The organism is Ensifer sp. BR816, from assembly GCF_000378985.1.
Lineage (GTDB): Bacteria > Pseudomonadota > Alphaproteobacteria > Rhizobiales > Rhizobiaceae > Sinorhizobium.
In genome coordinates, this window is record NZ_KB905371.1 from 230,714 (window position 1) to 245,994 (window position 15,281).

Consider the following 15,281-nt stretch of genomic DNA (forward strand, 5'->3'; position numbering starts at 1 on the left):
AACAACTGAACAAAAACTTATGTCCGTTCGCCCGAAATGTTATGCCGACCTCTGCGCACTTCGCAAGCGCTCCGCATGAGTGCGAGCCGATTGGCGGCTACCACCATCAGTCGAAGAGGGACTGAGGATCGCGACCTGTTTCAACAGCCATTCTCGGAATATTTGGACGTCCTCACGATTAACCGCGGCGTCTGCAACAACCAAATGATGCTTGCGAGCCATGCAAAAGCTCTCAGCGATCGGCCTTATCAGAGTACCGTCTGCGAGATAGTCCATTACGAGGTGCCGCCACCCCAGCCCGATGCCGTGACCCTGAAATACGGCCTGAATCATCGCAGGATAATTATTGAACGTCATCCCCAGTTTGCTAGGAGGTGAAACACCGAACTGCTCAAACCAATGCGCCCAAACGAAGGGCGACCACGGATATGCGGACCAGTGCTGCAAATCCATATCCACCAGCACCTCCTCAGCCAGATCCGCCGTCGTGAGAATTTGTGAGGAGCGGCTATGATACAGCTTGCTGCAGACCGGGAAAACTTCTTCGCTGAACAGCACATCGTCTGAAAAGCCTGGGCGCGGCAGGTATCCCATCACCACAGACACATCAAATCCGTCGTTTGCAGGATCAGGGCTCCTTTCGAGCGACACGATATGTAGATCTACTGTCGGGTTGCTGAAGACAAACTCGCCAACGCGACGACTCAAAAACAGAGTTGAGAACGATACCGGTACGCCCACCGTCAGACGACGCGCTTTCTGCCGTCTCCGAACACTGTCGAACGCGGCAGAGATATGGGCCAGGCTGAGCGTCACAGACTCAAACAACTCTTCACCCGCCGGCGACAATGAGACCTTCTGATTGCCGCGGTTGAAAAGTTGAGTCTCGAGGTGGTCTTCCAATGTTGAGATATGCCGGCTTACGGCGGCCTGAGTGACCGAAAGCTCATTTGCAGCCTTGGTAAAACTCATATGACGGGCCGCAGCTTCAAAAGCTCGCAGAGCACTTAGCGGAAGCCTTCGGTAATCCTTGAGCATGATCTGAACTATTCAGGTTCGAAATTGGGGATTAGGACTCGAACCTGTCATCATACACCCAGAAGCCCCATAGTCAAATGAAGCCACAGGCATGCAGCAACTTCTCGGCGCGCGTGCCGACCGTTCTGATTCCTATGTTCGGGTATCGCTCATATGTGGCTGAATAATGGCGGACACCAAGAGCGACGCGTCGTATCGCCGCCCAGCGGCGGCGATACGACGGAGGTCTATCGTCTTTCAGGCTTGATTGCGTCCGGATCAGCCGCCTGTCGTATCCGGCTCCAGGAGGTGCGCAAATTTAACCAACGGTTGAATTGCTATAGCTATCCCTACCGGTATCGCTTCTCCTTTGGCACTAGCGGCCTCCGATGGAACGATATTCCTGAACAGACGACCTGGTATCAAACTTTGGAGAATTTAGCCCGATAATCTTTGTCCAGGATTGCCGGCAGCGAGATCTTTTTAGTCCGCGCACCATCTACGGCTATCATCTGTCCGCTCACGAATGTAGAGTCTTCGCTAGCCAACCAGAGAACTGCATTTGCTATCTCGCTTGGCAAACCGATCCTCCCGACGGGATGGAGCTGAGCCAGTTCCGTCTCGATCAACTGCCGATCTGGGTGCATTTCCACATACGCGCGATTAAAATCGGTATCAATCCAACCTGGACAAACGGTGTTGCAACGAATTCCATCGGGTCCGAGATCAATCGCCAGCCCCAGCGTGAGCCCGTGAACCCCAGCCTTCGTCGCAGCGTATCCCGTGTGCCCAGGGTTAACCATAAATCCCTCAACGGAACCAATGTTTACGATGGTACCCGATCCAGCACGCCGCATTACCGGAGCAACAAATTTTGCCATGAGAAAAGGTCCGCGAAGGTTGACCGCAGAGAGACGATCCCATTCCTCAACAGTATGCTCGTCAAGCAATTTATGAACAACAATGCCGGCGTTATTAACAAGAATATCGATCTTTTTGAACTTTTGAACAACTTTGTCGACGAAGCTATGTACAGAGTCCTCCTTGCTGACATCTAGTGAAATGAACTCAAGTTCACCACTGCCGATGTCAGTCTGTGTGTCGTCGATAAGATCTCCGACCACCACCGCTGCACCTTCAAGGGCGAGTTTCTCCGCGATTGCCCTACCAATTCCCTGCTTACCGCCAGTGACGATCGCAACTTTACCAGACACTCTTCCTGTCAAGACTTCCTCCTATCCTGCCGTAAATCCACCGTCGATCGGAACGGCAACTCCGGTGATATGTTGTGCACCATCACTCGCCAGGAACATTGCCAAAGCCGCGATCTCGTCGGGTGTTGCGACGCGGCCCTGCGGAACCGCCTCTATATTTCTTTGAAGCACCTCTTCGGCGCTCACCGGGTTTTGGTGAGCTGATACCAGCATGGGCGTGTCTACAGCGCCAGGACAGATCGCATTGACACGAATGCCCTCTCGAGCATGGTCAAGAGCCATGGCTTTCGTAAGAAGGACGACTGCGCCCTTCGAAGCGCAATAGGCGACAAGTCCCGGGCACCCAACCAAACCCACATTGGACGCAATGTTCACGATACTGCCGCCTCCGGAAACTCGCATCGCCCGAGCCGCAGCACGGCTGAAATAGAAAACGCCATTAACGTTGGCCTCGAAGGTCTGGTGCCAATCATCGTCTGTCGTTTCTAGCGCGCTCCCACGTCTTATAATCCCGGCGCTATTAACCAAGGTGGTGACCTTGCCAAAACGCTCAACTGTAGCTTGCACGACGTCATCGGCAAAAGCGGAGCGCGTTACGTCTCCCAACAACAATTCAGCTGAGCATCCGAGTTTTCGCGCAGCTTCCAAAGCTACCCGTCCACGGTGTGGATCCCGCCCAACCAAAACAAGCGACGCGTTTGTTTGGGCAAAAGCCCGCACCACCGCTTCGCCAATACCTGACGTCGCTCCGGTGACAATAACTACCTGCGATGAAGAAGTCATAATATTTACCAAGCCATCAAAAGTTTGCTAATAGGATGCAGTTCGTCTCAAGCTGTTTAGAATGCATATCGGCAATCTAGATCGATCAGCAACCAGATAAAAAGTGATGGCGATGGTAAGCTAAAGTTATGGCCAATGTGTTGACCCGCCTGCGCGAAGCAAGGGCTGGCCATAGACCATGGCGCCGGACGGTGCACTCCGAGATACCGCGATGACGTCTCCGCCGCACCTAGAAGGCAAGGACTTGGTCTGTGGCCGCGCGGCCCCTTTCCTTCAGCGGTGCCACGAGCCTGCACTCCGCCACGAATTTGGAACCGACTTGCGCGGTTCAAGTATTTGATGGGTCGACTGATCAGCTGTCGGGACAACGGCCTCAATCCGGAGCAAAGCGGCCTACCGCATCCTCTTCGAGCTCCGCGACAGCGATCTTCACGCTTTGCGGCCGTTGCCCCGAAATGACGGGCCGAGGCTCCATAGCCGAGCATTGTCAGGCCAGTCTAGCCCAGCTAGGAATACATTTTCCTCTGTCTCAGTCTAAGATGCACTCCAATTGTGTCCGGTTTTTGAGCGGAAGTGCTGTCCGGTGAATCGTCCGAATCCGCAACCTGCGGCAGCGCGTATCATGGCGCGCGCGAAGTTGGTGCGCTCGATCACGAGGTGCTCTGGACCCCACCGGCTTACACCAACCCGTTTGTGAAGTGGTGGGGAGACGGATACGCTGAGGCGCAAAACGATGCGCTCCCGTTGAAGACGGCCGAATAGCAGGTGCGACTTGGTGTTTGTTCGTCAGCAAACTCAGGTGATCGACGCGCTGCGTGGGTACTTGTCGGTGCTGGGCATCATTGCCGCCCTCGGTACGGCTTGCCGGACTGCCAGCTTCGCTTTGACGCAATTATGATCAAATCGAGTCGCTGGCGCGACAGATCACAAACTTGAGCGAGGGTTGTCGCCGAGCAAGGTGTTTGTTCCAGATCCGAGTTGGTTCAAACCCGGCGCCATTTCTCCGTCTGGCTAGGATTGACGCCAAGATCCCATTCGAGCGGAGGCAAGGAGCGGTTGGGCAAAATATTGAAGATCGACAATCCGGAGCTTTGTTATCTGCTCGTTACCGGCGCGACATCCGTCCTGCGACATGTATGGGGCAACACCAAAGCACCGAAATGGCTGACCTTCCAGTCTGGCTGAGACGTCATCGAGGTCTCTCAGAGCGCACCGTCCGGCGCCATGGCCTTGTGGTCATGCGCCTGCTTCCCGCTCTTCGTACTGATCCAAGGAAGTAGGGTCGCCGATGCCGCTCTCGTAGCGATCCTCGGGCTCCGTCATGACGCGTGGTTATCACGCGCGTGATTAATACTCATTTGAAATACGGGCCGCCGCTGCCTATAGCTCACTACTGCAGCATTTCAGCGTCGCTGGTCGCCAGCATCTCGAGCAAGAAATACAAGCGCTGTAATGGATTGCAAATTGGTGCCGCCGAGCTTGGACTGGCTCTCCATCACAACTGGAGAGATTTCAGCAGTTCCGACCCTTGCCGGACATCACGTTCAAAGACCTGATGGCTTCAGGAACGCGCGCAACATAGGCTCGCGAGTGTAAGGAGATAGCGCGCACACTGAGCTGGAGACGCCGCCGTCCACGAGCCGAGCGCGTCCTTTGAAGCGGCGCGATCCCCCAAAGATGAGGGCTCACAGCGATTGATTAAGAACGCAAATAAAAAAAGAGGGAACTGAACTATGAAAATTAAGACTGCTATTCTCGCGTCTCTCCTGCTGGGCTCATACAGCATGGCGCACGCGGCGGAGCGAGTAAGACCTGCTTGGAACGGGACTCCTGATACGCTCTTTCAGACCTATGTAGTCATGCAGGGTCTAAAGGATCTCGGTTACGATGTTGCCGAGCCAGCACAGCTCCAGATCGAGCTGTATCACGTCTCTATTGGTAACGGCGACCTTGATTTCAACGCTGAGCACTGGGAGCCTCTGCACAAAGCGTTTTGGGAGAAGGCTGGCGGAGCTGCCAAACTGATGCCGATAGGCAAGCTGTGGAGCAATGCCATTCAGGGCTACCTGATCGACAAGAAGACCGCCGACGCGGCGGGAATCAAGTATCTCGAAGACTTGAAGGACCCAGAGAAAGCTAAGCTGTTCGACATCGACGGCGACGGAAAAGCCGACCTTTACGGCTGCGACCCCGGTTGGGGCTGTGAACGCGTCATCGAACACCACCTCGACGCCTATGGTCTTCGGGACACTGTTGAACACCTACAAGGTGGTTATAACGCTATTATTCCAGATGCAATCCAGCGCTTCAAAGAAGGTAAGTCCGTATTGTATTACACTTGGACTCCTTTTTGGCTTTCGTCGGTGCTTCGGCCAGGTAAAGACGTGGTTTGGCTGAACGTTAAGCAAACCACGCTCCCCGATGGTCAGACAGACAATACAACTTTGCCCGTCCTCGGAAATCTTGGCTTCCCTGTTAATGACGTGATGGTAATCGCGAACACAGCATTCTTGAAAGCCAATCCCTCAGCAAGGAGGTTCTTTGAGCTGGTGCGGATTCCGACTGAAGACATCAATGCAGAAAACCAGTTCATCTTTAAGGGTGAGAAATCAAGCGAGCAGGTTTTGAAGCGCACGACAGACTGGATCGCCGCACACAAATCCGAATGGGACAAGTGGATTGCAGAAGCCAAAGCAGCCAAGTAACAACGCTGGCGGCGGCGCCTACGGGTGCCGCCGTTACTTCGGAATGTCCGGGAAACGGCGGCGAGGATCCTCCTATCTCCTCGGGAGCACTCGGAGGGATGCGCATATGCCAAGAACGTTACCATCGGCGCCCGTCCTTTGACCACCGGCAGCGACAATCATATGCCGGCGTGTGCGGTCCGCTCCGCTTGCTGCGAAGAGGGTCGCGGCACTTACGAAATTAGCTCGAGGAGTTCCGCCGATCGAGCCCGCGGAAATGGAACCCCGTTCAACGACCGAATTCGTGGTTTCTTCTCTCGCGAAACCGGCACCGGCGCGCCTTGCCTGCATCGCATTAAACTCCGTTATCCAATACAGACGTTTGATCAGGAATGTGACTAATAACAACGGGCCTCGAGGAACTTGCGTGAGATCCTTAAGGTGTGAAGGTCGACGGCAGTTCGAAACCGGAAAGGATGTATAATGAGCCGAACCGAGACATTAACTTGGATTCAGGATATAGTAGCGGAGACTGTTTTTGTTGACACGCACGAGCATTTGGTAGAGGAGTCGCGTCGATTTTCTTCGCGCAGCGACCGGCTTCTTCCCTGCGACGATTGGGCATTACTATTCAGAGACTACCTGCAGCAGGATCTCGACTGCGCGGGGATGGGCGCCGAGGACAAGAGGCAATTTTATGATCCTGAGGTCTCCCCGCTTGATAAGTTTAAGATAGTTTCGCCCTATTGGGAGCGCGTTCAACATACTGGGTATGCGAAAACGTTCTCCATCACGATCAGGGAACTTTACGGCGTAAAATCCTTCGCTATCGAAAACATTGAGCAGCTCGCCAGCCAATATCAAGATGTGAGGAAGCCTGGCCTCTACGAACGCGTTCTCAAGGAAGTTTGCCGGATCTCGGAATGCCACGTGAACTCTTTGGAGCGGATATTTATGGAGACCGCCCAACCATCGCTACTTAGGCAGGACCTTAGCATTATGGAGCTGAGCCGTTGCAGCCTTACGGACATCAAAAACGTCGAATCAGAACTTGGCGTCCAGATCGGTTCATTCGATGACTGGCTGGCCGCGATCGATCTTTACTTCGAGAAGTTTGGAAACAAGGCGGTCGCGGTAAAGTACGTAGGAGCTTATTACAGAGCCTTGAACTTCGGTCACGTCGATCGACATGTCGCGGAGCAACAGTTTACTACACTCATTGCAGCGCGGCCATTCATAGGCTCAGAAGGCGCGCAGGCGCTCGAAGATTATCTTTTTCACTATTGCCTACGAAAGGCCCAGGAATACGGGCTACCTGTGAAGCTCCACACAGGATACCTAGCCACCAACGATTCGATGCCTCTAGGTCGAGTGCGGGATAATGCGGTCGACGTCTGCCTATTGCTGCAAACCTATCCAAATATCCGATTTGTACTCATGCACATTGGTTATCCGTATCAGGACGAGTATCTTGCTCTTTGTAAGCAATACAGCAATGCCTATGTTGACCTGTGTTGGGCGTGGATCATCAATCCGGATGCATGCGTTCGTTTCCTCACCGAATTCCTGGTGTCGGTCCCTGCTCACAAGATTCTCACTTTCGGGGGCGATTTCATCGTTGCAGAGAACATCGTCGGCCATAGTGTGATCGCTCGCAGAGGTATCGCAGAGTCCATTTCGGCGTTAGTTGATCGCAGGTGGATCGACCGCGGTGCTGTGCCCGAGCTGGTTACCCGCCTCATGCAGTTAAACGCCAATGAACTGTTTCCTAAAGCAAGGGCGGCTTAACGTTTTTGCCACCACGCAGCGCTTCGCAGCGGTGGGTGAAGCCTCGGCCTGACGCCACTTCAGCGATCGACTGGCGGAAAACAGAAACTTGGCGCGACATCGAAATGGGCGAGCGAACATTGCGACGCCTACTTATTCTCGAAGGCAGCTCCGTGGTCCGGCAAGCCGCTCATCGTGGTCTGCCAGAGGGATCGTGGCTCGGGGGCATGCTCGTCCGTAAGCCACGTATGCTTGTGATCGTCTCCCTTGCGCTGCCGGCAAGAAGCCGCCGGCAGTCGTGGCCGCGATCGCCGGCGAGATGGCCGCATTCTTGTGGGTCATTGGCCGGGAGGTCACACAGCACCGTCACAGGGGTTTCGATCCGATCCGCTGCACATCGCCAGGGGGTAGGGCACGGTGGGGAGAGCCCATGCGCCCGACGCCCGTCCTCTAGACCAAGGACAAGCCCCGAGACGAAGACAGGGAAGGCGATATGCAACCCGCGGATGAGATTCTGATCGACCGACGTCTGGAGCGGTGAGAAGATGCTCTCGATGGCATCGCAGCGCTGGTGAACGAACGATATCGCTCGTCGATACAATTTTTCAGATCCCTCAGGCATTCATGCACGGAAAAGTAATGAACCATTCCATCTCGTTTCTCATTCCCTGCTCCCAATGATCTCTTCACGAGTTATTGATTGGCGGGGTCCGGCGGCCACGTGGGAGGCTGCCGGACAGAGGTTTTACAGAGACGCCTTGATCTTTTCGGCTGCTCCCGGCGAGACCCATTTGGTCCAGATGTCCTGATTATCTTTGAGGAAATGGAATGCGCCTTCCTCGCCAGTCGCCTGGTTGTCCGTCATCCATGCCATCAACTTGCTGGTCTCGTCGTTGTCGATTGTCCGGGTCTCCAGGTAGAGCATGACATCGGCGGAAGCACGATCGGCGAAGCGCTTCGCCACCAGAACCTTCACGGCATCGCTACCCCAATAATTGGGCTTCGGATCGATGCAGGCTTCCACGGTGGTGCAACGCTGCCATTCGGCGACATTGCAGGTAACGCCCGAGTCAAGCCGTACCATTGGGTACTTGCCGAGCACCGCCGTCGGAGACGAGTAGAGACGAGCCATCCCTCCTTGCGCTCGTAAGCCTTTGCAAGCGCACCGTCGAGGCCGGCGGCGGAGCCCGAGTCGACGAGCCTAAACCCCCCGCCTTCTGGGTTCCGAAGCCCTTGAAAATCTGGGAGGTCACGACGGCTCCGGCACAGCGGTCCGTTGAAGATGGCGCCCTTGCTGGGGTCTTCTGGATCTGGGAAGAGTTCGGGGTGCTTGAGCGATGGTCCTGATGCCCGGTTGCGCGTATCGGAATCCACCAGCCGTTCAGACCTCCCTTGATGAAGGTGTTCGCACCTACCACGATGTTGCCAGCTTCGACGCCACGCTTCATCACCTCCGGCACTTGGTCGATCCAGGTCTCAGGAGCGATGTCCGGCTGGCCCTTTCTCGGCCATCGAGGTGATGGTCGGGACCGTGTCCCCGATTGTCGTCTCCGCAGCGCAGCCGAGACCCTTCTCAAGAATGAACTTGTCGATGCTCGCGAGGACCTCGGCGCTTTGCCAGTTCATGCTTGCGATTGTCACCGTGCCGCATTCCTGTGCGTTCGCGATTGGCGTGAAACCGATGTAGGACAACGTCATCAACGTTGATCCCACCAAGATTTTCTTCATTTTTGCGCTCCAAAAATAAACTGGCTGCTAGTCCGGACTGCGAACCGTCGAGCGACACTGGACCCTATTCGCGGCCCGCCCGCCATTCTCTGTATGCAAGGTTCAACCGCGCCCCTACGCCAGTGAGCGGACTTGGAGGCAACGTTTGGGGTTTATCGAATGCCTTGAAAATTTCACCAAGCTGGGAACGATGTCCGACGATGAGTTCCGCCGTTGCAATTCCCGCGGCAGTGGACTTTGTCCCCCCTATGCCGTTGCAAGCGCACGCGACGAAGATCCCCTTCTCCACTTGGCCGAACAAAGGCACAGTATTCCAAGTGAGCGCCATTGCACCCGCCCAACGGTACTGCATCTTCAAATCACGATGATCAGGAAAGCGGTCTGCGAACTTGCGGTCATGAAGGTTGCTCGCACTCTTGATCGAGCCCGCGCCAACCTCGATCTTCGGGTTATATGTGTAGCGCGAACGTATGAGAATTCGGTCGCCATCAGTCCCATTGATCCGCCTAACAGTCGTGCCCATCGGTGCGGCCGGAGTGGCCGCCCATTTCCGATGTCCGCGCAGTGCCGAAGGATCGAACGGCTCGGTCAGTGAGGCATATGTGAAGATATGGAGAAGTTCCCCGCTCCCGAAGCCAAAGCTTTCTGCGTGACCGTTTGTCGCCAAGATGACCTTGGCGGCTCTGACCTCGCCTTTCGGCGTCTTCACCGTGCATCCGCCCGACGATGTTTCGATAGACATGGCAGGCGTTCGCTCGAACAACCTAATGGGCTCTTGAAAATGATCGGCAATCGCCCTCACAAGCGCTGCTGGTTGAACTATGGCGGCACCAGGTGTGAAAAGCCCCGACTTGAAAGAGCGCGTCCCCGTGACATCCCCAATCTCCGCGGCACTCAGAAGCTGGTGGGGTTCGCCCAACGCGTTGAGCTTACCAGAGTACGCCGTGAGATGTTCCGCGCCCGCATCAGTCATGGCCACGCTATATTTGCCGCTGGGATCAAAGACTTCCTTGTCCCAGCCATTCTCTGCCGCCAGCCGGGCATAATGTTGGATAGCTGTCCGGGCGACGGCTATTTCGTTGCGGCTTTTTGCAGCAGTGTCCACACCAAAGTTGCCTGACGCAATGTCGTGGGGCAGATCGATGAGAAAACCGGAATTCCGGCCACTGGCCCCGTTCCCGACGACATCGGCATCAATGACAGCAACGGAAAGTTTTGGATCAAGCTGAGCCAACCTCGTTGCGGCTGCTAAGCCGGCAAAGCCAGCGCCAATGATGATGACATCGACGCTGATTGCTTGATCCAACTGGGGCGTTGGCGTTCTCGACGGGAGCAACGCTGCCCAGCCCGGTAGCGGTCCATGCGCGGGTAGTCTACGGGCGCGAAATGTCTTCGTGTTCATCGCGCGGCTTCTTGCTCGACCAGCCCGCCGAGCGCCTGCCGAAGCGCCGCGATCCGGTCTGACGAGAGGGAACGAAAGGGCTTTCTCACTTCGCCGCAGCTATAGCCGGTGAGGCTTGCAGCCGCATAGACACTCTGAACATAATCGCCCTCCCAAAGAAGGGACATAAGCGGCTCGAGTTGACGCCAGATCACCTGCACATCATCCCATTTTTTCTCCTTTGCGGCCTTCGTAACTGCGACGCAAGTCCGCGGAGCAATGTTTGCACCGCCCCAGATCAACCCCGAGCAACCCGCAAGCAGCGAGAAAGGAACCAGCGGATCGGCTCCGTTGATAACATCCAAGCCGGTTCCGATCAGACGCACCTGCGAGATCAAGTCTCCACTGCTGTCTTTCACCGCGCGGAATTCAGGTAGCTCGCAGAGTTTTCGAAGGAGGTCAGGGGTAATCCGGACACCGACCGCCTGAGGCACGTTGTAGCCGATGATCGGCAACCCGACCTTAGCGACTTGAGCGTAAAAGTCGAAGATGCTGTCGTCGTCAGATGGACCCTCGAAGAATGGGGGCAGCACCATAACACCATCCGCACCTGCATCTTTGGCGAATTGTGTTCTTTCGACGGCATCAGCGGTAAGCAGCGCCGAAGCCTGGGCGATCACTTTGGCCCGTCCCGCAACGATGCGCGCGCCGCGCTCAATTACGGATTTCGACTCTTCCGGGGTGAGATAGACGTGCATACCTGTGCCGGAACTGAACACGAAACCGTCGACGCCGGCGGCCAGATATCGCTCGATGAGTTCCTCGAGGCGAGCGAAATCGACTCGTCCGTTCGAGTCAAATGGAGTGGTTACGGCCAGATTGAGTCCGGGAAAAGCAAAGGATGACATATTAAAAACCTTCGTTGGAGCTGCTCAGGTCGACCCACAGAGTCTTCGTCTGGCAATATTGATCATGCGCATGGAAAGCCTTGTCCCGGCCGCCGAAGCCGGATTGCTTGTAGCCGCCAAAGGGAGTAGCGGCGTCGCCCTCGCCATAGCAGTTCACGGTAACGGTTCCCGCTTTGATCGCCCGAGCAGCGCGAAGTGCTCGCGTGCCATCGCCGACGAAAACGGAGGCCGCCAAGCCGTATTCCGTCTGATTTGCCAGCGAGACCGCCTCTGCAAGGGAATTCACCGCAATGATTGCGAGAATTGGTCCAAAGATCTCTTCCCGAACGTGCTTACCCTCGTGCTGCTTAAACTCGATGATAGTGGGCTCGACCGTGGTGCCGCCGATGATCTTTCCGCCGACGACCACCCTGCCATCGCCTTCCAAATAGGCGCTTACTTTTTCAAAGTGGGTCGTCGAAATGAGCGGTCCGATACGGGTGTCAGGGTCGAGCGGGTCGCCCACAGTCCAAGTTTTCGCGACTTCTGCAAGTTTTTCGAGGAGCCTATCTTTGACGTCCTTGTGAACGAATAGGCGCGAAATGGCGGAGCAATTCTGACCCACGTTCCAGAACGCGCCGTTGCATATATGGGACGCCACAGCATCAAGGTCGCGAACGTCGTCCATGACGATGCACGGGTTTTTACCTCCCATCTCCAGCACCACTTCTTTCAAGTTGCTCTCGGATGAGTACTTAAGGAAGCGTCGGCCGGTCTCGCTGGAGCCCGTAAAGGAAATTGCGTCGATGTCCGGATGGCGACCGATCGGTTCGCCGACATCTGGACCATCGCCTGTCACGACGTTGAAAACGCCAGGCGGCAGACCAGCATCGAGTGCAAGTTCTGCTACCCGCAGCGTGGTAAGCGACGTCTCTTCCGCGGGCTTCACGACCACTGTGCAACCTGCGGCCAAAGCAGGACCGATCTTCCAGGCAAGCATCAGCAGCGGGAAGTTCCACGGAAGTACAATGCCGACGACACCGATCGGCTCGCGGACGATAAGTCCGAGCGAAGAGTCGTTCGCAGGCGAGACCTGATCATATATTTTGTCGATCGCTTCGGCATGCCATCGAAGACTGTTGACGGTCTCAGGCACGTCGATATTGATGCAGTCGGTGATAGTCTTGCCGCTATCGAGGCTTTCCATAAGCGCAAGTTCGAGGGCGTTTTTCTCGATAACCGACGCGAGTTTCAGAAGCACTTGCTTGCGGCTTGCCGGAGTCTGCTTTGACCAACGACCGTCCTCAAACGCCTGCCGCGCGACGGCAACGGCGTTGTCGACGTCTGTCGCCGATCCCGCCGGAAGCTCAGCCAGAACCTTACCGGTGGCCGGATTGACAGTCGCATAGGTCTTACCCGACGCGGCCGCCATCAGCGCTCCGCCCACGATCATCTTGGTCGGCAATCTTAGCGATTGCGCCTGCGTCTTGTAGTCGGCCGTGCCGTGCATTCCTCTTCTCCCTTGTGTCACTGCGATACCGCAATCGGTTGTCCCACGCGGTCGTCGTCCATTGCTTCGATGGCGTCGGTCAGGTCATGCTGAAGTGCCGCGGTTCCTTAGCTTTTCGGGTGGGCTGTCTAAATCAGTGTCCGCTCTTGGGCGAACTGGCGCAGGTCGCTCCAGTTATGCGGAGAAGGAACTCATCCGGGCTTAGTGAAACAGAGGCAATAACCTTCATTGAGCCTCGTAGCTCATGCTTTTGCAATGCAGGAACTCTAAGGCAGCGGGTGATCGAATTTCAAATGAGAATTAATAGTGGGTCGGATAACAAAGGGTCATGACCGCAAGGATCAGCCCGGTTCGGAATGGCATATCCGTGTCACTGCCGACGCCTTTAAATGCTGTCACAAATCCAGCCCGGGAATGCGCGCGCAATGACGTCGACCGGACAGCCTCGGGCAGCGGAGTTCGTAAACGAGCTTTGACACAACTGAGACGGACCTGCACTTCTTTATGGATCAAAACGAAGGTCCGGTTCTTGACCGTTCCGAATTGCCTGTCGGCAGTTAAAACGCAGGCATTTCATTTGGGTTTCGGCCCCTCAAGTTCGTAATGGGGACGCCAGACCTCCTTCTGGATCATGTCGGCCACCTGCGCCGCGCCGCCTTGTTCCCTGGGCCGCTCGGTGGATTTCCAAGTAAAAACGTCCGGCATCGAATCCTTGCGCTTGGCGATGTACTCCTTGAGCGCTTCGTCGATCGCCGGATCGAGGTAAGGCGCCTCGTAATGATCGAGCCAGGAACGGGCGAGCGCATTGGCGCGCTCTTCGATCCGCTTCTGGCCTTCGATTTCCCACTGCTCGAAGGAGTTGTTGTCCGCGAGCGGCGAACGGTAGAAGGCCGTCTGGAAGTTCGCCTGCGTGTGGGCGCAGCCGAGATAATGGCTGCCAGGGCCAACCTCGCGGATCGCATCGAGTGCCTGGGCGTTCTCCGAAAGATCGACGCCTTCCGCCATCTTCTGCATCATGCCGAGCTGGTCCTGGTCGATCATGAACTTCTCGTAGGACGACACGAGACCGCCTTCGAGCCAGCCGGCTGCGTGCAGCACGAAGTTGGTGCCGGCGAGCAGCGTCATGTTGAGCGTGTTCGCAGACTCGTGCGCCGCCTGAGCGTCCGGAACCTTGGAGCCGCAGAGCGAGCCGCCGGTACGGAACGGCAGACCGAGACGGCGGGCGAGCTGCGCCGCGCCGTAGGAGACGAGCGACGGCTCCGGCGTCCCGAAGGTCGGCGCACCCGACTGCATCGAGATCGAGGCGGCGAAGGTGCCGAACAGCACCGGCGCGCCCTTGCGAATGAGCTGGGTGAACGAGGCACCCGCGAGCACTTCGGCCAGAATCTGCGTGAGTGTGCCGGCGACGGTCACCGGGCTCATCGCACCGGAGAGGATGAACGGCGAAAGCACGCAAGCCTGGTTGTGGCGCGCATAGACCTTGAGCGCGCCCACCATGGTCTCGTCGAAGACCATCGGCGAGTTGGCGTTGATGAGGTTCAACGTCACCGTGTTCTTCTCGACGAAGTCGTCGCCGAAAACGATCTTCGCCATGGCGATCGTGTCTTCGGCGCGCTCGGGTGCGGTGACCGAGCCCATGAACGGTTTGTCGGAATATTTGATATGGCTGTAGACCATATCAAGGTGGCGCTTGTTGACCGGAATATCGACCGGCTCGCAGACCGTGCCGCCGGACGAATGCATCGACGGCGCCAAATAGGCGAGCTTCACGAAATTGCGGAAGTCCTCGATCGTCGCGTAGCGGCGGTTGCCGTCGAGGTCGCGAACAAAGGGAGGTCCATAGACCGGCGCGAAGATCGTCGCCTTGCCGCCCACGTGAGCGCTGCGCTCGGGATTGCGCGCATGCCAGGTGAAGTTCGACGGCATGGTCTTCAGCAGTTCGCGGCAAAGTCCCTTAGGGAAATGAACGCGCTGGCCGCGCACGTCGGCGCCGGCGGCCTTCCACAGGTCGAGCGCTTCGGCGTCGTCGCGTAATTCGATCCCGATTTCTTCGAGAACCATATCGGCATTCCGCTCGATGAGCTGCAGGCCTTCCTCGTCGAGCACCTCGTACTCGCGAATCTTACGCTGGATATAGGGAAGGGACGGTCCGGGACCGCCGCCGGTGCGGGATGCCCGGCGCGCCGCCGCCCCACGTCCCTCGCCACGCGCGCGGCGTCCGCCGCCTTCACCCGCGCCGCCATGATCTGTCATGTCGCTCATTTGCTTTTCCTCTCCCGCAACGCCTAGTGACCACGCAAACGCCGCAAC

9 protein-coding genes and 3 pseudogenes are annotated in these 15,281 nt (G+C 56.6%); 4 read left to right on the plus strand and 8 right to left on the minus strand.

The genetic code is table 11. The features are described from left to right. Positions 1–39: 39 nt before the first annotated feature. The 3 genes from RHIBR816_RS0130690 to RHIBR816_RS0130700 all read right to left on the minus strand — a co-directional run bounded on the left by RHIBR816_RS0130690 (position 40) and on the right by RHIBR816_RS0130700 (position 3,014). Positions 40–1,038 carry a LysR substrate-binding domain-containing protein gene (locus tag RHIBR816_RS0130690; RefSeq protein WP_034817291.1) on the minus strand — a complete coding sequence of 333 codons (999 nt, stop codon included), beginning with the start codon at positions 1,036–1,038 and terminating at the stop codon, positions 40–42. A gap of 401 nt (positions 1,039–1,439) precedes the next feature. Next, positions 1,440–2,243, minus strand: a complete 804-nt coding sequence (locus tag RHIBR816_RS34845) for an SDR family NAD(P)-dependent oxidoreductase (RefSeq protein ID WP_157628280.1) — start codon at positions 2,241–2,243, stop codon at positions 1,440–1,442. Between the two features lie 9 nt (positions 2,244–2,252). After that, positions 2,253–3,014: an SDR family NAD(P)-dependent oxidoreductase gene (locus RHIBR816_RS0130700; protein ID WP_026187625.1), complete on the minus strand. Its 762-nt coding sequence runs from the start codon at positions 3,012–3,014 to the stop codon at positions 2,253–2,255. 954 nt (positions 3,015–3,968) lie between these two features. Here RHIBR816_RS0130700 and RHIBR816_RS36690 point away from each other — a divergent pair. The 4 genes and pseudogenes from RHIBR816_RS36690 to RHIBR816_RS38695 all read left to right on the plus strand — a co-directional run. After that, positions 3,969–4,142, plus strand: a pseudogene (locus tag RHIBR816_RS36690) (transposase); the annotation flags it as partial. A 605-nt stretch (positions 4,143–4,747) separates the two neighbouring features. Beyond that, positions 4,748–5,719: a glycine betaine/L-proline ABC transporter substrate-binding protein ProX gene (gene proX, locus RHIBR816_RS0130715; protein ID WP_018240424.1), complete on the plus strand. Its 972-nt coding sequence runs from the start codon at positions 4,748–4,750 to the stop codon at positions 5,717–5,719. Positions 5,720–6,181: 462 nt separating this feature from the next. Then, positions 6,182–7,486, plus strand: coding sequence for an amidohydrolase family protein (locus tag RHIBR816_RS0130720; protein ID WP_018240425.1), 1,305 nt, complete (start codon positions 6,182–6,184; stop codon positions 7,484–7,486). Positions 7,487–7,528: 42 nt separating this feature from the next. Then, positions 7,529–7,737 (plus strand): annotated as a pseudogene (locus tag RHIBR816_RS38695) (transposase); the annotation flags it as partial. Positions 7,738–8,210: 473 nt separating this feature from the next. On the opposite strand, the pseudogene RHIBR816_RS34850 reads toward RHIBR816_RS38695, so the two are convergent. From RHIBR816_RS34850 to RHIBR816_RS0130745, 5 genes and pseudogenes are all read right to left on the minus strand, one after another. Next, positions 8,211–9,193, minus strand: a pseudogene (locus tag RHIBR816_RS34850) (glycine betaine ABC transporter substrate-binding protein). 64 nt (positions 9,194–9,257) lie between these two features. Next, positions 9,258–10,595 (minus strand): FAD-binding oxidoreductase, encoded by a 1,338-nt coding sequence (locus RHIBR816_RS0130730; protein WP_026187626.1) that lies wholly within the window; start codon positions 10,593–10,595, stop codon positions 9,258–9,260. Further along, positions 10,592–11,482: a dihydrodipicolinate synthase family protein gene (locus RHIBR816_RS0130735; RefSeq protein ID WP_018240427.1), complete on the minus strand. Its 891-nt coding sequence runs from the start codon at positions 11,480–11,482 to the stop codon at positions 10,592–10,594. Before RHIBR816_RS0130735 ends, RHIBR816_RS0130730 begins: the two co-directional genes overlap by 4 nt. 1 nt (position 11,483) lies before the next feature. Beyond that, positions 11,484–12,971: an aldehyde dehydrogenase gene (locus RHIBR816_RS0130740; RefSeq protein ID WP_018240428.1), complete on the minus strand. Its 1,488-nt coding sequence runs from the start codon at positions 12,969–12,971 to the stop codon at positions 11,484–11,486. Positions 12,972–13,544: 573 nt separating this feature from the next. After that, a complete protein-coding gene (locus RHIBR816_RS0130745) occupies positions 13,545–15,233 on the minus strand; it encodes a trimethylamine methyltransferase family protein (protein ID WP_018240429.1) in 1,689 nt (562 codons plus the stop codon). Positions 15,234–15,281: the final 48 nt, after the last annotated feature.